At 70.6% G+C, this 22,012-nt stretch carries 14 protein-coding genes, 1 other RNA gene and 1 pseudogene; 9 read left to right on the top strand and 7 right to left on the bottom strand.

What is annotated here, in order from left to right; translation table 11 throughout:
- Positions 1-16 precede the first annotated feature (16 nt).
- The 4 genes from ftsX to ssrA all read left to right on the top strand — a co-directional run bounded on the left by ftsX (position 17) and on the right by ssrA (position 3,312).
- The gene (ftsX, locus tag ACYVMZ_RS06030) at positions 17-934 is read left to right on the top strand and encodes a permease-like cell division protein FtsX (RefSeq protein WP_461076151.1); all 918 of its coding nucleotides are present in this window, start codon (positions 17-19) and stop codon (positions 932-934) included.
- Positions 935-1,002: 68 nt separating this feature from the next.
- Complete coding sequence (locus ACYVMZ_RS06025; RefSeq protein WP_461076149.1) at positions 1,003-2,172, top strand: S41 family peptidase; 1,170 nt, start codon at positions 1,003-1,005, stop codon at positions 2,170-2,172.
- Between the two features lie 68 nt (positions 2,173-2,240).
- The gene (gene smpB, locus ACYVMZ_RS06020) at positions 2,241-2,720 is read left to right on the top strand and encodes an SsrA-binding protein SmpB (RefSeq protein WP_461076147.1); all 480 of its coding nucleotides are present in this window, start codon (positions 2,241-2,243) and stop codon (positions 2,718-2,720) included.
- Between the two features lie 190 nt (positions 2,721-2,910).
- Positions 2,911-3,312, top strand: a transfer-messenger RNA (tmRNA) gene (gene ssrA / locus ACYVMZ_RS06015).
- A 52-nt stretch (positions 3,313-3,364) separates the two neighbouring features.
- On the opposite strand, the gene ACYVMZ_RS06010 is transcribed toward ssrA, so the two are convergent.
- From ACYVMZ_RS06010 to ACYVMZ_RS05980, 7 genes are all read right to left on the bottom strand, one after another.
- Positions 3,365-6,286, bottom strand: a complete 2,922-nt coding sequence (locus ACYVMZ_RS06010) for a glycoside hydrolase family 3 protein (protein WP_461076145.1) — start codon at positions 6,284-6,286, stop codon at positions 3,365-3,367.
- A gap of 44 nt (positions 6,287-6,330) precedes the next feature.
- Complete coding sequence (locus tag ACYVMZ_RS06005) at positions 6,331-7,338, bottom strand: LacI family DNA-binding transcriptional regulator (protein ID WP_461076143.1); 1,008 nt, start codon at positions 7,336-7,338, stop codon at positions 6,331-6,333.
- Positions 7,338-9,587, bottom strand: a complete 2,250-nt coding sequence (yicI, locus tag ACYVMZ_RS06000; protein ID WP_461076141.1) for an alpha-xylosidase — start codon at positions 9,585-9,587, stop codon at positions 7,338-7,340. Before yicI ends, ACYVMZ_RS06005 begins: the two co-directional genes overlap by 1 nt.
- A 12-nt stretch (positions 9,588-9,599) precedes the next feature.
- A complete protein-coding gene (locus ACYVMZ_RS05995) occupies positions 9,600-10,421 on the bottom strand; it encodes a carbohydrate ABC transporter permease (protein ID WP_461076139.1) in 822 nt (273 codons plus the stop codon).
- Positions 10,418-11,389: a carbohydrate ABC transporter permease gene (locus ACYVMZ_RS05990; protein ID WP_461076137.1), complete on the bottom strand. Its 972-nt coding sequence runs from the start codon at positions 11,387-11,389 to the stop codon at positions 10,418-10,420. Before ACYVMZ_RS05990 ends, ACYVMZ_RS05995 begins: the two co-directional genes overlap by 4 nt.
- On the bottom strand, positions 11,386-12,678 hold the full coding sequence (locus tag ACYVMZ_RS05985; RefSeq protein ID WP_461076135.1) for an ABC transporter substrate-binding protein: 1,293 nt from the start codon (positions 12,676-12,678) through the stop codon (positions 11,386-11,388). The genes ACYVMZ_RS05990 and ACYVMZ_RS05985 overlap by 4 nt, the downstream gene beginning before the upstream one ends.
- A gap of 151 nt (positions 12,679-12,829) precedes the next feature.
- Entirely contained in the window at positions 12,830-14,182 is a 1,353-nt protein-coding gene (locus tag ACYVMZ_RS05980) for an MFS transporter (protein WP_461076133.1), read from the bottom strand.
- Positions 14,183-14,265: 83 nt separating this feature from the next.
- Between ACYVMZ_RS05980 and ACYVMZ_RS05975 the strand changes: the two genes are divergently transcribed.
- From ACYVMZ_RS05975 to ACYVMZ_RS05955, 5 genes and pseudogenes are all read left to right on the top strand, one after another.
- Positions 14,266-15,243 (top strand): LysR family transcriptional regulator, encoded by a 978-nt coding sequence (locus ACYVMZ_RS05975; protein WP_461076131.1) that lies wholly within the window; start codon positions 14,266-14,268, stop codon positions 15,241-15,243.
- 215 nt (positions 15,244-15,458) lie between these two features.
- Positions 15,459-16,433, top strand: a complete 975-nt coding sequence (locus tag ACYVMZ_RS05970) for a hypothetical protein (RefSeq protein WP_461076129.1) — start codon at positions 15,459-15,461, stop codon at positions 16,431-16,433.
- Positions 16,434-16,486: 53 nt separating this feature from the next.
- Positions 16,487-18,687 (top strand): annotated as a pseudogene (locus tag ACYVMZ_RS05965) (glycosyltransferase).
- The gene (locus ACYVMZ_RS05960) at positions 18,684-19,979 is read left to right on the top strand and encodes an acyltransferase family protein (RefSeq protein WP_461076127.1); all 1,296 of its coding nucleotides are present in this window, start codon (positions 18,684-18,686) and stop codon (positions 19,977-19,979) included. The pseudogene ACYVMZ_RS05965 and the gene ACYVMZ_RS05960 overlap by 4 nt, the downstream one beginning before the upstream one ends.
- Before the next feature lie 555 nt (positions 19,980-20,534).
- Positions 20,535-21,917 carry a nitrate/nitrite transporter gene (locus tag ACYVMZ_RS05955; protein ID WP_461076125.1) on the top strand — a complete coding sequence of 461 codons (1,383 nt, stop codon included), beginning with the start codon at positions 20,535-20,537 and terminating at the stop codon, positions 21,915-21,917.
- Positions 21,918-22,012: the final 95 nt, after the last annotated feature.

Here is a 22,012-nt window from a genome sequence, read left to right as displayed (position 1 = left end):
GCCTGAAGAACACGCCATGCGCGCCCAGTTCGTCCTGTCGGAGATCGGTGTCGGTCTCCGCCGCAATCTGACGATGACCTTCGCGGTCATCGTCTCCGTCGCCCTGTCGCTCGCCCTGTTCGGCGGGTCGCTCCTGATGAGCGACCAGGTCAACACCATGAAGGGCTACTGGTACGACAAGGTCAACGTCTCGATCTTCCTCTGCAACAAGTCCGACGCCGAGTCCGACCCCAACTGCGCCAAGGGCGCGGTCACCGACGACCAGAAGAAGCAGATCCTCGCGGACCTGAAGAAGATGGACGTCGTCCAGCAGGTCACGTACGAGTCGCAGGACCAGGCGTACAAGCACTACAAGGAGCAGTTCGGGGACTCCCCGCTGGCGGCCTCCCTGACGCCGGACCAGATGCAGCAGTCGTACCGCATCAAGCTGAAGGACCCGGAGAAGTACCAGGTCATCGCCACCGCCTTCAACGGCCGGGACGGCGTGCAGTCCGTGCAGGACCAGAAGGGCATCCTGGACAACCTCTTCAAGCTGCTGAACGGCATGAACTGGGCCGCGCGGGCGGTGATGGCGCTGATGCTGGTCGTCGCGCTGATGCTGATCGTCAACACCGTGCGCGTCTCGGCGTTCAGCCGCCGGCGTGAGACCGGGATCATGCGCCTGGTGGGCGCCTCGGGCTTCTACATCCAGGCGCCGTTCATCGCGGAGGCCGCGGTCGCCGGGCTCATCGGCGGCACCCTCGCGTGCGCCTTCCTGCTGATCGCCCGGTACTTCCTCATCGACCACGGGCTGGCCCTGGCCGACCAGCTGACACTGATCAACTTCATCGGCTGGGACGCCGTCCTGACGAAGCTGCCGCTCATCCTCGCGACGAGCCTGCTGATGCCCGCGTTGGCCGCGTTCTTCGCGCTGCGCAAGTACTTGAAGGTGTGACGCATACCAAGAGGGGCCGTGGGGCCAACGTGCCGTACGGCCCCTTGCGTTGTCCTAGACTCACCGGCATGTCAGGTCGTGACCTGTTCTGTCAGCCCCGTCGCATTCGCCGCGGGGCCGCCCTGACATTGGTGTTCGCGAGCGTGCTCGTCGCCGGTGCCGCCACGGGTTCCCTTCCCGAGGCCGACCGGAAGGCCGTGGCGGACGAGGCCCGTTCGGCCACTCCCGCCGGGCACCACGCGGACGTCGCCAGGGCGGCCGAGGAGGCCATGGCCGACGGCAAGTCCCCCATGAAGGCCGCGCAGCGCGCCGTCAGCCGCAGCGGGGACCGGTGGGGCGCCGTCTACTCCCCGGGCGAGTACGAGGAGTTCGAGGAGGCCCTCGACGGCCGGTACACCGGCGTCGGCCTGTGGGCGCGGCGCGAGGGCGACGGCCGTATCGAGGTGACGAAGGTGCGGGCCGGGTCGCCCGCGGCCGCCGCCGGGATCCGCGTGGGCGACCGGCTGCGCAGCGTCGACGGACACGAGGTCGACGGGCGGCCCGTCACCGAGGTCGTCTCGTTGCTGCGCGGCGACGCGACCGACGCGCCCGCCGGTACGACCGTCCGCCTCGGCCTGGAGCGCGGCACGCGCGCGTGGACCGAAACACTGCGCCGGGCCCGTCTGTCCACGGAGTCGGTCACGGTTCGAGAACTCGCCGGCGGTGTCACCGTCATCAAGGTCGACGCCTTCACCAAGGGCACCGGCGACCAGGTCCGCACCGCCGTACGGCGGGCCCCGGCCGGCGCCGGGATCGTCCTCGACCTGCGCGGCAACTCCGGCGGCCTGGTCGCCGAGGCCGTCACCGCCGCCTCCGCCTTCCTCGACGGCGGCCTGGTCGCCACGTACGACGTCGAGGGCGAGCAGCAGGCCCTGCACGCCGAGACCGGCGGCGACACCTCCAGACCCCTGGTCGCGCTCGTCGACGGAGGGACGATGAGCGCGGCCGAGCTGCTCACCGGCGCCCTGCAGGACCGCGGCCGCGCGGTCGTCGTGGGCTCCCGCACCTTCGGCAAGGGCTCGGTCCAGATGCCGAGCCGGCTGCCCGACGGCTCCGTCGCCGAGCTGACCGTCGGGCACTACCGCACCCCCTCCGGCCGCGGCGTCGACGGCCGCGGCATCACGCCCGACCTGGAGGCGGACGAGGGGGCCCTGCGGCAGGCCGAGACGGTTCTGAGCGGTCTCGGGGAGCCCCGCTAGCGGCCGCGGGGAGCCCGCGGTAATCGACTTCCCGTACAGCCCCTCCGTAGTGCGAAAATGGGCGCACTATGGCTAAGGAAAAAGGGCGCAAGCTGATCGCGCAGAACAAGAAGGCGCGGCACGACTACCACATCATCGACACCTACGAGGCCGGTCTCGTCCTCACGGGCACCGAGGTGAAGTCGCTGCGCCAGGGCCGGGCGTCGCTGGTCGACGGCTTCGTGCAGATGGACGGGCACGAGGCATGGCTGCACAACGTGCACGTGCCGGAGTACACCCAGGGCACCTGGACCAACCACAGCGCCCGCCGCAAGCGGAAGCTGCTGCTGCACCGCCACGAGATCGAGAAGCTGGAGTCCAAGTCCCAGGAGACGGGTCACACGATCGTGCCCCTCTCGCTGTACTTCAAGGACGGCCGCGCCAAGATCGAGATCGCGCTGGCGAAGGGCAAGAAGGAGTACGACAAGCGGCAGACGCTCCGCGAGAAGCAGGACCGGCGTGAGGCCGAGCGGGTGATCTCGGCGGTGCGGCGGCAGCAGCGCGCGTGATCCGCGTCACGCTCGGTGACCGGGAATGCTCCGCCGCCGGGCGGCGTTGAACCCGGTGCCACGGCGGGGTGACCGCCGGGAATCCGGTGGCATCGACGGACGTCGGTCACGTACGATGGCACCTGCACCGTCGGCACACGGCCGGTGCGCGAGCACCTCACAGCGGGTGCGCACCTTGAGAAATCAACATGGGGATGATCGGTTTCGACAGCGGATGTCGAAGCAGGGGAAGCGTGTCGAGGAAGCGGCCATGATCTCGTAAACCACAGGCCGAAAAAATAACTGCCAATTCCAAGGCAAAGCTCTCCCAGGGCGAGCTCGCCCTCGCTGCCTGATCTAAGGCCGCGAGCGCAGCTCCCCTACTAAAGGGAGTGTCAGTCCGGGGGTGTTCCCGACCCGGGTCCTGGCATCATTCAGGGAACTAAACCTCTAGACCCGGTCACGGGGTCTGGAGGGAAATCACACAGTGACTGGGCCCGTCGGAGACTTGTCCGCGTGATCTCCGGGGCCGAGAAAAGCGCAGCGGACTGCACACGGAGAAGCCCTGGTTCTGCACCGTTGGACGCGGGTTCGATTCCCGCCATCTCCACAATCTCCATGTGACGAGGGCCCGGTGGTTTCAGCCACCGGGCCCTCGTCGTGTGTCAGCGCAGGGTGAAGGCCGACAGGCGCAGACCGCCGCTCAGCACCAGGTACACGTCCGTTCGGCCCCTCGCCGCCGCCGCCGCCGACAGGCCGGCCGTCACCGTCTCGTACGTGTACGGCGACGAGGTTCCGGCGAAGCGTGCCGTCCCGGCGAGCGGGCCGTCCGGCGCGCCGAGGCGTACCTCGACCGTGCCGGGCGCCCCGGCGACGCGTGCGCTGAACGCCAAGGCGCCTCGGCCCAGCCCGGCGTCCGCGAACTTCAGCCACGCGCCGTCGGCGGACGCGGCCACCGCCGTGCCGCGTACCTTCGACTCGTCGACCAGACGGACGGCGTCGTAGTCGTCGAAGTTCTCGGCACGGGTGGTCCTCGACAGGTCCCGGGGCGGGATCGTCTCACCGCGTACCGGCCAGGCGGTGCGGGTGCGGATGTCGGCCGAGGACGCGCCCACCAGCACGTCGTACGTGCCCGTCTCCACGACCCACTTCGAACGGGTCACGTCCCAGTGGGCGAGGTCCTTCTCACTCACCCTCAGGTGGACCGTCTTCGTCTCGCCCGGCTGCAGCGCCACCCGCTGGAACGCCTTCAGCTGCTTCAGCGGCTGCTTGTCGCGCGACTGCCGTTGCCGCACGTACAGCTGCACCACCTCGTCGCCGGCCCGGGTGCCGGTGTTGGTGACCGGCACCTCGTATCCGTCGCCCACGCGTTTCAGAGCGCCGTAGCGGAACGTCGTGTACGACAGGCCGTGGCCGAAGGGGTACAGCGGGCGGCCCCGGAAGTACTGGTAGGTGCGGTCGGACTTGATGATGTCGTAGTCGAGGATCGACGGGAGGTCGGACTCGGAGCGGTACCAGGTCTGGGTGAGGCGGCCGGCGGGGTTCACCTCGCCGAACAGGACGTCGGCGAGCGCGTTGCCCGTCTCCTGGCCCGCGTGGGACGTCCACAGCACGGCCGGGACCTTCTTCTGGAGGGCGCTGAGCGTGGTGGGGTAGCTGTTCTCGACCACCACGACCGTGTTCGGGTTCGCCCTGCGCACCGCCTTCACCAGCGCCTCCTGCGCCGGCGCCAGGCCCATGTCCTCACGGTCGTCCGTCTCCCGGCCGTTGATCGCGGGCATCGAGCCGACCACCACCACGGCCGTGTCCTTGCCCCGCACCGCCGCCACGGCCTCCTCGACGCCGCTGCGGACGATCTCCTTGGCGTAGTGGGCGGCCCGCTCCTTCGCCACCAGGCCGAGGGTGCCGTCCGCGCCGGTCGGGCCGAGGTAGACCGGGTTGGACCACCAGGGTTCCCGGGTCTCGTAGCCGGCGTAGCGGAGCACGTACGTGCCGTCCGCCTGCCGCTCCGGCACGAACTGCTGCTGGACGAACCAGCCGCTCGGCTGGGTCTGGTCGTTGACGAAGTTCGACCAGTTGTAGCCGACGTACTTGCCGTTGGCGGCCGAGCGGAGGGTGACGATGCCCGCGCCCCAGTCGAAGATGTCGAACTGTGTGCTGACACCTGAGGCCGAGCTCTCCTTCAGCGGCTCGCCGTCGGCGTCCGTGCCCGCCGTGACGTACTTGCCGGTCGCCGTGTTGCGCAAGGCGATCCGGTCCACGCCCTCGCTGCTCGCGACCGGGGTGCCGAGCTTCGCCTCGATGCCCTCGGCGGGCGTGACGGCGTACGGGAGTGTGCCCGAGTACCAGTCGGTGTAGAGGGTGTCGGCGAGGGGGCCTACGACCGCCGCCTTCGCGGACTTGTGCAGTGGCAGCGCGCCGCCCGCGTTCTTCAGCAGCACCGCGCCCTCGGCCGCCGCCGTGCGGGCCAGCTTCCGATGGGCCGGGCTGTTGACGACCGACTTGCCGATCGAGCCGTATCTGCCGCCGCCCGGGTCGAACTCGCCGAGGCGGACGCGGATGGAGAGGATGTGGGAGACCGCCGTGTCGACGTCCGATTCCTTCAGCAGGCCTTGCCGCAGAGCCGAGTTGACGGCGTCGATCGTCGGTCCCGGGTCGTCGTTGTTGTCCGTGAAGCTGTCGATGCCGGCCTTCAGGGCGGCCGCGTCGCCCTCGGCGAGGGTGGGGTAGTACTTCTGGTCGCCGGGGATGTTGCCCGGCGCGAAGGCGTCGGTGACGTTCAGCAGGTCCCGGTCGGTCCAGGTCCGTACGACGTCGTTCAGGTCGGGACTGACCGTTGCCGGGCGGCCGTTGACCAGGTTGTAGGAGGTCATCACTCCTGTGGCCGCGTCCGCCTCGATGGCCGGTTTGAACGCCGCCTCCTCGTACTCGTGCTTCACGCGCGGGCGCAGGTCGGAGGAGGTGGTGGTGCGGTTCACCTCGTTGTTGTTGGCGAGGTAGTGCTTGATGGTGGGAGCCGTCTTGAGGTGGTCCGGGTCGCCGCCGGTCAGGCCCTCGCCGTAGGCCGTGGCCAGCGCGCCGGTCAGCTTCGGGTCCTCGCTGTAGCCCTCCTCGTTGCGGCCCCAGCGCGGGTCGCGCAGCACGTTCACCACGGGGGCCCACACGTTCAGGCCCCAGCCGGCCGGGCGTTCCCGCTGGAAGCCGCGTACCTCGTCGCCGACCGCCGAGCCGACCCGCTCCATCAGCTTCGGGTCCCAGGTGGAGGCCAGGCCGATGGCCTGCGGGAAGACGGTGGCCTCGCCGAGCCAGGCCACGCCGTGCAGGGCCTCCTGCCCGGTGCGGAAGGGCCGGATGCCGAGGCGGGGGATGGCGGGCTGGTACTGGTGGAGGAGGGAGACCTTCTCGTCGAGGGTGAGGCGGCCGAGCAGGTCGTCGACCCGCCGGTCGACGGAGAGCTTCGGGTTACGGAAGGGGAGGGTGTCCTCCGCCTGCGCGGGGACGGTGGCGCCGAGGCCCGCTACGAGCGCCAACGCCAGGACCAGGGTCGTTCTCGTTCTCGTTCTCCGGCTTCTTCGCTTGCCCTTCATGCCACGGCTCCTTCGGGTAGGGCCTTACCAGGTCGTGTGGGACGTCAGGCCGTGCGCGGTGCCGTACTCGCCCGCTCGGTCAGCCGAGGCGGCAGCAGCGTGGCCTCCGGTGCGGACTTGCCGCCCAGCTTGTGCATCAGCAGCTCCACCGCCCGCGCGCCCACCTCGGCGGACGGCAGGGCGATCGAGGTGACCGGGACGCGGGCCGACGCGGCGAGTTCGTCGGGGCAGACGGCGACGACGGACAGGTCGCCGGGCACCCGCAGCCCGAGCTGCTCGAAGGCGTCGATCAGCGGCTCCAGTAAGGGTTCGTTGTGGACCACGACTCCGGTCAACGCCGGTTGCTCGCGCAGCAGCTGCTCGGCGATCCGCCGGGCGGCGCCGGGGCCGGTCTCGCACGGGTGCACGGCGGAGGCGAGCCGGTGCCGGTCGGCGGCCGCGGTGAAGCCCTGCACGAGCCGCTGCGCGAACGCGGTCTGCCGGACGTACACCTCCGGCGGCGAGCCCACCAGTGCCACCACCCGGTGCCCGAGCCGCACCAGATGCTCCACGCACGCCTCGCCCGCCGCCTTGAAGTCGAGGTCGATGCAGGTCAGCCCGTCCGGTTCGGCCGGGAAGCCGATCAGCACCGACGGCCGGTCCAGCGAGCGCAGCAGCGGCAGCCGGGGGTCCTGGAGCTGGACGTCCATCACGATCAGGGCGTCCACCATCGCCGTGTCCGCGACCCTGCGCAGCCCCTCCTCGCCCTCCTCCTGGGTGAGCAGCAGCACGTCGTGGTCGTGGGCGCGGGCCGTGGTGACGGCCGCGACCGCGAACTGCATCACCACCGGTACGTGGATCCCGGCCCGCAGTGGAATCACCAGGGCGAGCACGTTGGACTTGCTGCTGGCCAGGGCCCGGGCGCCGGCGTGCGGGCGGTAGCCCAGCTCGCGGATGGCCGTCTCGACGCGGCGCCGGGTCTCCTCGGAGATCGGGCGCTTGCCGCTCAGCGCGTAGGACACGGTGCTGGGGGAGACCCCGGCGTGCCGTGCCACGTCCGTGATCTTCACCATCAGCCCAGCTCCAGCGTCAGGAACCCGGTCCCCGTCTGCGCCCGCACCTCGCGCTCTCCGGAGGCCAGTCCCCAGGGCGCCGCCGGGTCGCTGCAGGACGCCCGCAGGGTGTCGCCTTCGCGTACGACGGTGAAGGTCACGTCCCCGACCGGCACCGTCACCTGGTCGCCCCGCTTCAGGCCGTACGCCCGCAGGGTCACCCCGTCGGCATGGTCGTAGTCGGGCCGGTCGTCCACCGCGCCCACCGGGATCACCGCGCCCGGCCGGACCAGCAGCGGCACGCTCAGGAAGTCGTGCTGCTCGCGCACCCAGCGCGGCCCGGTCACCGTCCGGCCGGTCAGGAAGTGCGTCCAGGTGCCCTCGGGCACGTAGTACGAGACGTCCCCCTCGTCGGAGAACACCGGCGCCACCAGCAGGTCCGGCCCGAGCATGTACTGCCGCTCCAGGTGGGCGCAGCCCGGGTCGTCCGGGAACTCCAGCACCATCGCCCGCATCATCGGCACGCCCTCGGCGTGGGCGGTGCGGGCGGCCTCGTACAGGTAGGGCATGAGCCGCAGCTTCAGTCGGGTGAACAGCCGCAGGACGTCCACGGCCTCCTCGTCGAACAGCCACGGGACGCGGTAGGAGGAGCTGCCGTGCAGGCGGCTGTGCGAGGACAGCAGGCCGAAGGCGATCCACCGCTTGAACAGCGCGGGCGTCGGCGTGCCCTCGAAGCCGCCGATGTCGTGGCTCCAGTAGCCGAAACCGGACAGACCGAGCGACAGGCCACCCCTCAGCGACTCGGCCATCGACTCGTACGTGGCCTCGCAGTCGCCGCCCCAGTGCACCGGGAACTTCTGGCTGCCGGCCGTCGCCGACCGCGCGAACACGACGGCCTCCTCCTCGCCGCGGTGCTTGCGCAGCACGTCGAAGACGGTGCGGTTGTACAGGTACGTGTAGTAGTTGTGCATGCGCTCCGGGTCCGAGCCGTCGGACCAGGCCACGTCGACCGGCACCCGCTCGCCGAAGTCCGTCTTGAAGCAGTCGACGCCCTGCGCGAGCAGCGCCTCCAGCTTGGAGGCGTACCAGTCACGGGCCGCCTGGCTGGTGAAGTCGACCAGTGCCATGCCGGGCTGCCACAGGTCCCACTGCCAGACACTGCCGTCCGGCCGCTTCAGCAGATGCCCGAGCGCCTTGCCCTCGGCGAACAGCGGGGAGCGCTGGGCGATGTACGGGTTGATCCACACGCACACCCGCAGGCCCCGCGCGTGCAGCCGCGCCAGCATGCCCTCCGGGTCGGGGAAGACCCGCGGGTCCCACTGGAAGTCGCACCAGTTGAACTCGCGCATCCAGAAACAGTCGAAGTGGAAGACGGACAGGGGCAGTTCGCGCTCCCGCATGCCCTCGATGAAGGAGGTGACCGTCTCCTCGTCGTAGGAGGTGGTGAAGGACGTCGACAGCCACAGGCCGAACGACCAGGGCGGCGGGAGCGCAGGACGCCCGGTGAGCTCGGTGTACTTCCGCAGGATCTCCTTCGGGCTCGGCCCGTAGATGACGTAGTACGTCAACTGCTGTGTCTCGGCGCTGAACTGGACCCGCGAGACGACCTCCGAGCCGACCTCGAAGGACACCTTGCCCGGGTGGTCGACGAAGACGCCGTAGCCCGCGTCCGTCAGGTAGAACGGGACGTTCTTGTAGGCCTGCTCGGTGGCCGTGCCGCCGTCGGCGTTCCAGATGTCGACGACCTGGCCGTTCTTGACCAGCGGGCCGAAGCGTTCACCGAGGCCGTAGACGGACGTGCCGACGCCCAGGTTGAGCTGCTCGCGCAGGTAGTGCCCGCCGGACGCCTCCCGCATGATGCCCATGCCCTTGATGGAGCTGGAGGTGAGGGTGCGGCCGTGGGCGAGGAAGTCGACGTGCCAGGAGCCGGTGCGGGCCACCCGCACCGACAGCGCGCCGGACGTCAGGGTCGCGTGCTCGTCGTCGTACGCCACCTGCGCCGGGACGTCCTGCGTGGCGACCTCGAACTCCGGTCCGCGCGGCTGCTCGCCGTCGAAGTGGGTGAAGGTGACGCCGATGACGTCGGGCATCGGGGCGTGCGCGCTGATCGTCACGACCGGTCCCTTCAGCAGGTCGCCGCGGTGGCGGATGGGCTGGGTCGGCGCGTGGATCTCCAGCGCGCCGTCCTGCGCGGTGACGTCGAGGACTTCGACCGGATAGGCCGCGGTGATGCCCTCGCGCAGCAGCCAGTAACCGTCGGTGAACTTCATGTGGGGGGTTCCTTACTTCACGGCACCTGCGGCGATGCCGCGGGTGAGGGTCCGCTGGAAGACGAGGAAGAACACGATCGCGGGGAGCACGCCGAGCAGGGCGGCCGCGTTGGTCATGGTGGCGTCCATCAGGCGCTGGCCCTGGAGGACGCCGAGCGCCACCGACACCGTCTGGTTGTCGTTGGAGATCAGCATGACCAGGGGGAGCAGGAACTCGTTCCAGGTCCAGATGAAGAAGAAGACCAGCAGCACGCCGAGGGTGGGGCGGCTGACGGGGACGACGATCCGCCACAGGACCTGCCACTTGTCGGCACCGTCGATGCGGGCGGCCTCGATGATCTCGCGCGGGAACTGGCCCAGCACGGACGACAGCAGATACGTGCCGAAGGCCGCCTGGATCACCGTGAACACGATGATCACGCTGAGCCGGGTGTCGTAGAGGCCGACCTCCTTGCTCAGGTAGTAGATCGGGTAGACCAGCGCCTCCTGCGGAAGCATGTTGGCCAGCACGAAGAACGCGAGCACCCAGGTTCGGCCCTTGACGCGGCCGATGCCGATCGCGTACGCGTTGAGGACGGACAGAGCCGCCGCGAAGATCGCCACCGCGCCGCTGGTCAGGAGCGAGTTCAGCAGCTTCTGGCCGTAGTCGACGCGTTCCCAGAAGTCCTTCAGGCCGTCCAGGTAGAGGCCGTCGGGCAGGCTCAGTGGGCCGCTCTGGGCGTATTCGGCCGGGGACTTGACCGCGTTGACCGCCACGATGAGGAACGGGACGACCATGAAGAGCGCGGCGATGCACAGGGCTGCCAGCACCGGGTAGCGGCGTACGGCGGTCATGCGCGGGTCCCCTCCTCCGCGTCCTCGGCCCGGGTCTGGAGCTTCAGCCCGACCAGGGAGAGGGCGAGGATGATCACGGTCAGCACGGTGGAGATCGCGGCGCCGTAGCCGACCTGGGTCTTCTCGAAGAACGTGGTGAAGGAGAAGTAGGAAGGCACGTTGGTGGCGCCGCCCGGGCCGCCCTTCGTCAGCACGTACACCGCGCCGAACACCTTGAGCGCGGCGATCGTGCACCAGGTGAGCACGACGTACGTCTCCGGGCGGATCTGCGGCAGCGTGATGTGCCAGAAGCGGCGCCACCAGCCGGCGCCGTCCAACTCGGCCGCCTCGTACAGCTGCGGGTCGACGCGTTGCAGGCCCGCCATGAACACCACCAGCGGGAAGCCGATCTGGACCCAGACCATGACGCCCATGACGCTGTAGAGGGCGAGGTCGGGGTCGCCGAGCCAGTCCTGTTGCCAGGAGTCCAGGCCGATGGCCTTCAGGAGTTCGTTGAGGGAGCCGTTGTCGGGGGCGAGGATCCAGCTCCAGACGATGCCGGCGACCGCGATCGGAAGCACCTGGGGGAGGTAGAAGCAGGCCCGCAGCACGGCGGCCGTCTTCGAGCCGAAGTGCTTGCCGACGTAGTCGAACAGGGCGGCGGCCAGGACCAGGCCGATCGCCGTCGGCACGAGCGCCATCGCCACGACCATGAACAGGCTGTGCCGGAACGACGCCCAGAACTCGCTGTCGTCCACCAGCTCGCGGTAATTGGCCAGGCCCGACCAGCTCGGGCTGCCCACGCCCTGCCAGTCGGTGAAGCTCACGCCCGTGTTCATCAGGAACGGCAGGACGATGACGGCGAGGAAGGCCAGGACGCCGGGGAGCAGGAACAGGGCGTAGGAGTCGCGGGGGCGGCGGCGCGGGGGGCCGGCATGGGCCTGCTTGCCGGTCACCCGCCCGCCCCGCTTGTCGACGGCGACCGTCATCGCTTCGGTGCGCCCTTGTCGTACGCCTCCTGCAACGCGTCCAGGTACTCGTCCGGTCGCGCGCTGCCCGTGATCAGCTTCTGCGTCTCGGAGACGAGGACGTCGTAGAAGCCGGGGACCGGCCAGTCGGGGTAGAAGGCCAGACCGTCCCTCTGGGAGAGCGTGTTGAAGTTCGCGATGAGGGTCTTGGCCCGCGGGTCGGTGATGGCGTTCGGGTCGGCCGCGACCGGGACGCCGCCCTTGTCGCCGAGCAGGTTCTGGATCTTCTTCGACATGGTGATGTCGATGAAGTCGTAGGCGAGCTCCTTGTTCTTGGCGCCCTTCGGGACGACCCAGAGGTTGCCGCCGGAGCCCAGGGTCAGGTTCGAGTCGGGCCACAGGAAGGTGCCCCAGTCGAACTTCGCCTCCGCCGCGACCCGGCCGAACCACCAGCTGCCGGAGAACATGATGGGTGCCTTGCCCTGCATGAAGGAGACGCCGGCGTCCTCCGCCTTGGTGCTCGACGAGGTCTTGGCGATGTAGCCCTTCTTCACCCAGTCGGCGAAGGTCTCGGCGCCGTACGTCCAGGCCGCGTCGTGGAAGTCGGTCTTGCCCTTGTACAGCTCGTAGGCGTCGACCCAGGAGCGGTCCGCCTTCGACAGGGCCAGCTGGTACAGGTACTGCTGGGCCATGTACTCGGCACCCGCGTTGGCCAGCGGGGTGACGCCCGCGTCGACGAACTTGCCCATCGCGGCGGTCAGTTCGCCCAGCGTCTTCGGCTCGGCGATGCCGTGCTTCTTGAACAGGTCCTTGTTGTAGTAGACCAGCGTGTACTCGGCGTAGTTGGGCACGCCGTACCACTTGCCGGAGCCCATGACCCCGTTGGTGTCGTACACGCTGGTGGTGCGCACACCGGCGCTGAGCTTCTTGTCCCAGCCGCGCTTCGTGGCCTCGGCCGTGAGGTCGGTGAGCAGGCCCTGCTTGGAGAGCAGGCCCGCCGTGGCGTTGCCCTTGTTGTACTCCATGAGGTCCGGGGCGTCGCCGGAGTTGAGGACCATGGGCGCGGTCTTCTGGATCTGTTCGAAGCCCTTCTCCTCGAACTCGACCTTCACGCCCGGGTGCGTCTTCTCGAACTCCTTGATGGCCTCGTTCCAGGCGGCGCCCATCGCGCTGTCCGGGCCCTCGTAGTGCCAGAGCTTCAGGGTCTTGCCGTCGGAGGAGCCGCTGTCCGAGTCACCGCAGGAGGTCACCAGCAGTGATCCGGCCAGGACCACCGCCGTCGCCACCACACGCCGTCGTGCCGTCAACATCCCGTGCCTCCAGGGGAGCCGGATGGGTGGGTCGCAGCGCCGCGCGGGTCGTCGAATCGTTCGATACGGCGGCGTCGAAGCGCTTCGACGGGCGAAGGTATGTGCGAGCTTCCAGGGCGTCAATGGGATACGCAGAAATTGACGAAACGGGTTACGCGGGCTTGGTGAAGCGATTCGACGACCCGAACAGAACGAGGGAGATCGTCAGGGCCACGGCGGCGGCCGTCACCGGCACCCCGTACCCGGCCGTCGCCGAGGCGTGCTCCACCGTCCAGCCGCCGATCGCGCTGCCGCAGGCGATGCCGCCGAGCAGGCCCGTCACGGCCAGGGTCATGCCCTCGTTCAGACGGCCCTCCGGGGTGCTCCGCTGGACCAGGGTCATGGTGGTGACCATGGTCGGGGCGGTCGCCATCCCGGCGACCAGCAGCGCGCCGGCGAGGAGCGGGAGCGAGCCGGTCAGGGCCGTCGCGAGCAGCGGCAGCGTCAGCAGGGCCGTCATCGCGGCCACGCACCACGGCAGGCGGGCCCGCGCGGACCCGGCCGGCCGCAGCGCCCCGTACACCAGGCCGGCCGCGCATGAGCCGGCCGCCTGGAGGGCGAGCACGGCACCGGCCGCCGCCTTGTGACCCTGTGCGTCCGCGAACGCGATCGTGACGACCTCCGTCGCCCCGAACACCGCGCCCATCGCCAGGCACACGGCCAGCAGCGGCGGGATGCCGGGCGCCCGCAACGGTGAGCCGGCCGTCGTCGTACCTCCCCGGGGCGGCGGCTCGGTCGAGCGCTGCGCGGCGAACAGCAGGACGCCCGACATCAGCAGCACCGCGCCGGCCAGCGTGCCCGCCTCCGGGAAGAACGTGCCGCACAGGAAGGCCGCGAGCACCGGCCCGAGCATGAAGCACAGCTCGTCCGCGGCCTGCTCGAAGGAGTTCGCGGTGTGCAGGGCCTTCGGGTCGCCTTTCAGCAGGTGGGCCCAGCGGGCGCGGGACATGCCGCCGGTGTTCGGGGTCGTCGCGGTGGCGGCGTACGCGGCGAAGAGGGTCCAGTCGGGGGCGCCGTGGCGCACGCACAGCAGCAGGGCGAGGGAGCCGAGGACGGCGATCGCCGTGGCGGGCACGGCGATCCGGGCCTGGCCGTACCGGTCGACGAGCCGCGCGGTCCACGGCGCGACCACCGCGGTCGCCGCCAGCCCGGTCGCCGTGACGGCGCCGGCGAGGGCGTACGAGCCCCGCGCCCCGGCGATCATGATGATCGCGCTCACGCTGAACATGCCCATCGGAAGGCGGGCTATCAGATTCCCGGCCGTGAAGGCGCGGGCGCCGGGCAGCGCGAAGAGACGGCGGTAGGGGCCGGGCGGGCGGCGACGGCGGGTGCGGGTGCCGGTTCGGGTCCGGGTGCGGGGGCGGAAGTCGGCGGCGACGAGGGTGTCGGCGGTGACCGTGAGCAACAGGGCGTCCTGGGACGGTGGTTGCTTGGCAGACGGGTGCTTGGAAGGCGGTTGCGGCATGCGTCCACCGTCACCCCGAGTGGATCAAGGGGTCCAACACCTACTCCTTACCGATTCACGCACTCCCGTTGTAAGTTCGCCGGATGCCCGGCACACCCGCGATACACGCCCACCTCGACCCCCGCCTCCTGCGCGCCTTCGTCACCGTCGCCGAGGAGCTGCACTTCACCCGCGCTGCCGCGCGCCTGTACGTCGCCCAGCAGGCGCTCAGCCGGGACGTACGGCGCCTGGAACGGGAGCTGGGCGCCGAGCTGTTCGTACGGACCACCCGGCAGGTGACGCTGACCGCCGACGGCGAGCGGCTGCTGCCGTACGCCCGCCGGGTGCTCCAGGCGCAGGACGAGCTGCTCGCCGCCTTCGGGCAGGCCCGGCCGCTGCTGGTGGACCTCATCTCGCCGGGCCTGGTCACCCCGCGCCGCGTGCTGCACCGGGCCCGCGAACTCGCTCCCGAGCACGAGCTGATGGCCCGCTTCGAGAGCGGTCTGACCGGGGCGGCGGGCGAGGTGCTGGCGGGCCGGCTGGACGCGTCGTTCGGGCGGTTCGCCGGGCTGGCCCCGGCGCTGCGGGCGGGTCTGGACCACCAGCCCGTGCGCTACGAACCGATGGCCGTCGTACTGCCCGAGGACCACCGGCTGGCGGCGCTGCCGGAGGTCCCGCTCGCCGCGCTGGCCGGTGAGGCCGTGTACGCGGGCGCCGGGAACCCGCGCACCCCGGAGTGGACCGACCTGGCGCGGCTGCTGTTCGAGGGGCGGGGCATCGAGGTCGCGGCGCCCGCCCCGCTGGCCGTCGGGGACGAGGAGTTCCAGCGGCTCATGGCGAGGACCCGGAACCCGGTTCTGGCCGTGGTGGGCTTCCCGCCCCTGCCCGCCACCGTGCTGCGGCCCCTGGTCGACCCCGTCCCGCTGTCCCCGGTGTCACTGGTGTGGCGCAAGGGGCTGACGCATCCCGCGTTCGACGCGCTTCGACGGGCGGCGGCCGAGCTCGCGGCCGAGCAGGGCTGGCTGCGGCGTCCCGCCGAGGGATGGGTTCCGGCCATTGATGAGGCCTTCATGTCGTCTTGATAGCACCTTTTGTCGCTTTGCTGTCCGCAAGTTGTCTCACTGGCTGACAGGAACCAACACGCCGCTTACACACAACCTCCGCATGCGCTACATTCGGCCGTCCCAGCAAAGGTGTGATAAACGGGGCGTTTGAATCGGGTGGGGGCCCGGTTCGGCGACAGCACTCGGGTCGCGTCCGCGCCCGTGGACGGCCCCGTGGGGGGAAGTGCGTGCGCGTGAAAAGTTGGCGAGAAGACGCCCAACCGGTATGGCCCGAGGCCGCGTCCGCGACCAAGGAGATACCGGCCGGCAACGAGGACCGGGACCGGAGGGTCACGCAGGTCTTCCCGGAGGGCGTCACCGGTGAGGCGCGGCTGCTGCGGGGGATTCCGCGGCAGAGCGGGGGTGGGGCCGACACGGATGTCGTCTCCTCCGGGTCCTCTGCGTCCGATGGATCCTCCGCTGCGGCCTCCTCCGCGTCCGTCGTCCGCGACCCCTGGCAGCAGGAACCCGACGCCGCCGGAGGCACCCACGACCCGCACGAGGTGACCGTCCAGCTCGACGCCGTGCAGGTCGGCGAGGGAGGCGTGCGGCAGGCGCAGGGCGCGCCGGGCCGGGCGCACGACGGCTCCTCCGACGGCCCCGTCTTCGTCGACGCGTCCGGTCGCCGCAGCCGCCGGTTGCGCCGTATCGGCATGATCGTCGGCCTGGCCTGCGCGGGCTACGCCGCCGTCATCGCCGTCACCGTGCTGTCGGGCAACTCCGACGCGCCCTGGCTGCCCGTACCGGGCCAGCGGGACGAGCAGCCCGCCGGCCAGGTCGACACCTCGCCGGAGCCCGCCGAGCCGGCGCCGGCCACGGACACCGGTGCGGCCGTGCCGGGCAGCGCGCCCACGACCGACCAGGTCACGGCGCCGTCCCCGGACGTCAGCGCGCCCGCTCCGGGCCCCACCTCCCGGCCCGAGCGGCCGGACACCTCCGCCGAACCGAAGCCGACCCCGACCCGGACGACCCCGAAGCCGGGCCCCGGCGTGGTCGAGCCCACCCCGACGCAGCCGACGGACGTGCCGACCACGCCGGCTCCCGACCCGACCCCGACGGACGAGCCCACGCCCGACCCGACCGACACCGCGGGCAGCGGCGACGGCGGCACCGGCACGGTCGCCGATGGTCAGGCCGCCCCGCAGCCCATCGCCGAGAGCCCCGCCTGACAGCCGGACCCGCTCTCGCCGCCCCTCGCACCACCCCTGGAGCGCGTCCTCTGATGGCCTTCCGCACCCGCCGACCCGGGCCCGCGACCGGAGCCCGTGACGGCTCCCGGCGTCGCCGCCTGCCGCTGCGCCTGCTGCTGCCGGTGCTCGTCCTGGTCGCCCTGATGGCGATGCTGATGCTGCGCGGATTCGTGCACAGCGAGATCCTGGCCGACCACCGGGTCGGGCCGCCCGCCGCCACCGACCAGGTGCCGCGGAAGATCCTCGAGGGCGGCCCGGTCATCGACACCCGCGGCGGCCGTACCGAGACCCTGCGCATACCGGACCACCGCCTCGTCCTCACCTTCGACGACGGCCCGGATCCGACCTGGACGCCGAAGGTCCTGGACGTCCTGGAGAAGCACGACGCGCACGCGGTGTTCTTCGTCACCGGCACCATGGCCTCGCGCCACCCGGACCTGGTCAGGCGCATGGTCGACGAGGGCCACGAGATCGGCCTGCACACCTTCAACCACCCGGACCTGTCCTACCAGTCGAAGAAGCGCATCGACTGGGAGCTGTCCCAGAACCAGCTCGCGCTCTCGGGCGCGGCCGGCATCCGCACCTCGCTCTTCCGGCCGCCGTACTCGTCCTTCTCCTCCGCCATGGACAACCGGACCTGGCCGGTGACCGAGTACATCGGCAGCCACGGCTACCTCACCGTCGTCAACAACACCGACAGCGAGGACTGGCGCAGGCCCGGTGTCGAGGAGATCATCCGCAAGGCCACCCCGAAGGGCGGCAAGGGCGCGATCGTCCTGATGCACGACTCCGGCGGCGACCGCTCCCAGACGGTCGCGGCGCTGGACCGGATGCTGCCGGACCTGCGGGAGCAGGGCTACGAGTTCGCCAACCTCACCGAGGCACTTCACGCCCCGAGCGCGCACACCCGGGTCACGGGCCTGGAGCTGTGGAAGGGCAAGGCGTGGATCGTCCTGGTCCAGGCCGCGGAGCACATCACCGACGGTCTGGTCGTCGGCCTCGCGGTCGTCGGCACGCTCGTCATCGCCCGTTTCGTGCTCATGCTGCTGCTCTCCGGGGCGCACGCACGCCGGGTGCGCCGCCGCGACTTCAGCTGGGGGCCGCCGGTCACCGAACCGGTGTCGGTGCTGGTCCCGGCGTACAACGAGGCCAAGTGCATCGAGAACACGGTCCGTTCCCTCGCGGCGAGCGACCACCCCGTCGAGGTCCTCGTCATCGACGACGGCTCCACCGACGGCACGGCCCGGATCGTCGAGGCGATGGGCCTGCCAACGTCCGGGTGATCCGCCAGCTCAACGCGGGCAAGCCGGCCGCGCTGAACCGGGGTGTGGCCAACGCCCGCCACGACCTGATCGTGATGATGGACGGCGACACGGTCTTCGAGCCTTCCACCGTGCGGGAGTTGGTGCAGCCGTTCGCCGACCCGCGCGTGGGCGCGGTCGCGGGCAACGCCAAGGTCGGCAACCGCGACAGCCTCATCGGCGCCTGGCAGCACATCGAGTACGTGATGGGCTTCAACCTCGACCGCCGCATGTACGACATGCTGCGCTGTATGCCGACGATCCCCGGCGCGGTCGGCGCGTTCCGCCGCTCCGCCCTGGAACGGGTCGGCGGCATGAGCGACGACACTCTCGCCGAGGACACCGACATCACCATGGCCCTGCACCGGGACGGCTGGCGCGTGGTGTACGCGGAGAACGCGCGCGCCTGGACCGAGGCCCCCGAGACGGTCCAGCAACTGTGGTCCCAGCGCTACCGCTGGTCGTACGGCACCATGCAGGCGATCTGGAAACACCGCCGGGCGCTGGTCGAACGGGGCCCGTCCGGCCGCTTCGGCCGGGTCGGCCTGCCCCTGGTGTCCCTGTTCATGGTGCTGGCCCCGCTCCTGGCCCCCCTGATCGACGTCTTCCTCCTCTACGGGCTCGTCTTCGGCCCGACCCAGAAGACCGTCACGGCCTGGCTGGGCGTCCTGGCGATCCAGGCGGTCTGCGCGGCGTACGCCTTCCGCCTGGACCGCGAACGCATGACCCACCTGATCTCCCTGCCGCTGCAACAGCTCCTCTACCGCCAGCTGATGTACGTCGTGCTGCTCCAGTCCTGGATCACCGCCCTCACCGGTGGCCGCCTGCGCTGGCAGAAGCTGCGTCGCACCGGCGTCGTGGACGCACCCGGCGGCGGCGCGGTGCCGCGCCCGCGGACGGGTGACAGCGCGGATCGGAGGCCGGTGGCATGACGCACGGACATCCCACCGGGCCGGAGCCGAGGACGGATACGGATACGGAGGCCACACCGTCGTACGGCATCCCGCGGCCGCGGACGCGGACGCCGGAACCGGCACCCGCCCCCGGCCCGGCGGCGCGGAAGCCGGACCGCGACCGCTACCTGGACCTGCTGCGCTCCATCGCCCTGGTCCGTGTCGTCGTCTACCACCTCTTCGGCTGGGCGTGGCTGACGGTGCTGTTCCCGTCGATGGGCGTGATGTTCGCGCTGGCGGGTGCCCTGATGGCACGCTCGCTGAACCGCCCGGCGTGGAGTGTGATCAGGGGCCGGATCCGCCGCCTGCTGCCCCCGTTGTGGGCGTTCAGCGCGGTGGTGCCGGCCCTGATGTTCGCGGACGGATGGAACCCGGCGAAGCAACCCGAGGACGGCGGGACTTGGGGCCTCCTGGAACTGGTCAACTACATCGTCCCGATCGGCGCCCCGCCCTTCCCCTGGCACATCGGCTCCACGTCGGGCCTGGTGGAGGACACCTGGGCGGTGCAGGCGGCCGGCCCGCTGTGGTACCTGCGCGCGTACCTGTGGTTCGTCGTGGCGTCCCCGCTCCTGCTGTGGGCGTTCCGCAGGGCCCCGTGGCCGACGCTGCTGGCACCCCTGGCCCTGACGGCGGTCGTCGGAACGGGCCTGGTGACCATCCCCGGAGAAACCGGCAACGCGGTGACGGACTTCGCGGTCTACGGCGGCTGCTGGCTCCTGGGCTTCGCCCACCACGAGGGCCTGCTCCAGCGGATCCCCCGCTACGTCGCCGTCTCCGGCGCCTCCCTGCTGATGGCCTTCGGCCTGTGGTGGGCCTCGAACCACCTGGGCCCCGACGGCTGGGACCTGAACGACATCCCGCCGGCCCAGGCGACCTGGTCCTTCGGCTTCGTGGCGATCCTGCTCCGGTACTCGCCGTCCTGGCAGACCCTGCCCGGCCGCCTGTCCCGCTGGGACAAGCTGGTCACCCTCTCCAACCACCGCGCGGTCACGATCTACCTGTGGCACAACATGCTGATCATGGCCACGGTCCCGATCCTGGACCTGCTGTACGAGCTGCCGTTCATGGGGAGCGAGGACGCGGTGGCCGCCCTGGACGCCACGTACATGGTGTGGATGTTCGTCCTGGTGTGGCCCCTGATCGGACTGACGATCGTCGCGGTCGGCTGGATCGAGGACGTGGCGGCGCAGCGGAAGCCGCGGCTGTGGCCGAACGGGGTACGGCGTGGGCGACGGGGAGCTGGTGCGACGGGGACCCGGCGAAGGGTGTGACGCGGGGCGACGCCCGTGTGGCTGTCGGCCGAACGCAGCGGGAAGCCACCCTGATTCCCTTACGCGGGGTCCGCAGGAGGACAGCCGGACCCGCCGATCGCTGTTCTGCCTGACAGGACAGCAGGCGCCGGGGCCGTACGCCCGGCCCCAGCCGACGGGCGGCCCGTACGCCCAGCCCCAGCCCACGGGCCCCATGCGCCGCCCCGGCCGACGGGCCCGTACACCGCCCGGCCCCCGCCCACCCCGTACCCTTCTCAGCAGCCCCCCGCCCAGACCCCGGGCCCCTACGCCGCCCCGCCCCAGGCCCCGGCCCTCACGTCCAGCCCCAGCCGTACCCCCGCCAGAACCCCCACTGGCAGCCCCCACGGTCCTGACCGAGCACCGGCCCAGCACCGTCACCCGCCCGGAACCTCTCATCCCGCCCCTGCCCGAGGTGAGAGCAAAGTTCCTTTCCGGTCACCCGGTGCCACAGACAGGAAACGCGCCCTCCCTACCTTCGGGACTCATCACCGCTCAGCACCGAACCACCCGAGCCCCGAGCACCGTGGAGGCGTCATGACAGCCCCGAGCACAGCCCCCGCACCCCCGAGCAGGGGCGGTCGCTGGATCCAGCACTGGGATCCGGAGGACGAGACCTTCTGGAAGGAGACCGGAGAGAAGGTCGCCCGGCGCAATCTGATCTTCTCGGTGCTGTCCGAGCACATCGGGTTCTCGGTCTGGACCATGTGGTCCGTGCTGGTGCTCTTCATGGGCCCGGAGTACGGGCTGACCCCGGCCGACAAGTTCATGCTGACGTCGGTGGTCACGCTCGTCGGCGCCGTCGTCCGCGTCCCCTACACCTTCGCCGTCGCGCTCTTCGGCGGGCGGAACTGGACGGTCATCTCGGCCGGCATGCTCCTCATCCCGTCCGTCGCCGCGTTCATGGTGATGGAGCCCGGCACCTCCTTCACCACCTTCCTGCTCGTCGGCCTGCTCGCCGGCGTCGGCGGCGGCAACTTCGCCTCCTCCATGACCAACATCAACGCCTTCTTCCCGCTCAGGAAGAAGGGATGGGCCCTCGGGCTCAACGCCGGTGGCGGCAACATCGGTGTCCCGGTCATCCAGCTCGTGGCGCTCGCGATCATCGGTGCCAGCGGGGGTCCGCGGGTGCTGCTCGGGATCTACATCCCGCTCATCGTGGTGGCCGCCGTCCTCGCCGCGCTCTTCATGGACAACATCGAGAACGTGAAGAACGACACCGGCGCCGCCAAGGACGCCGCGAAGGACGCCCACACCTGGATCATGTCCTTCCTCTACATCGGCACCTTCGGGTCGTTCATCGGCTACAGCTTCGCCTTCGGCCAGGTGCTGACCAACCAGTTCGGCCGCACCCCGCTGCAGGCCGCGGGCGTCACCTTCATCGGCCCGTTGCTCGGCTCGCTGATCCGGCCGCTCGGCGGCTGGCTGGCCGACCGCTACGGCGGCGCGAAGATCACCCTCTACAACTACGTCGCCATGGGGGCCGCGACCTCGGTGCTCATCGCCGCCTCCATGCAGAAGTCGCTCGTGCTGTTCACCGTCGCCTTCGTGGTGCTCTTCGTGCTCACCGGGCTCGGCAACGGCTCGACCTTCAAGATGATCCCCGGCATCTTCCAGGCCAAGGCCCACGCCAAGGGGCTCACCGGTGAAGCCGCGGCCTCCTACGGGCGACGGCTGTCCGGCGCCTCCATGGGCCTCATCGGCGCCGTCGGCGCGCTCGGCGGTGTCGGGATCAACCTCGCCTTCCGGCAGTCGTTCCTCTCCTACGGCTCCGGCACCGGCGCGTTCGTCGCCTTCCTCGCCTACTACGGCGCCTGCTTCGCCGTGACCTGGGCCGTATACCTTCGCCGCTCGGCCACCCGGAGCCAGGTCGTGGCCAGCGCCGACACGAAGCCGCAGCTCAACTACGCCGAGGTGTGACGTAACACCGTCGACATCAAGCCGAACCGAGCCTGTCACGAGCCGTTGACAGGCTCGGTCGGCATGCAGGCAGGGCCATCAGGTACCGCAGTGAC

Source organism: Streptomyces deserti, assembly GCF_054782695.1.
This window is presented reverse-complemented; position numbering and strand designations above follow the sequence as displayed.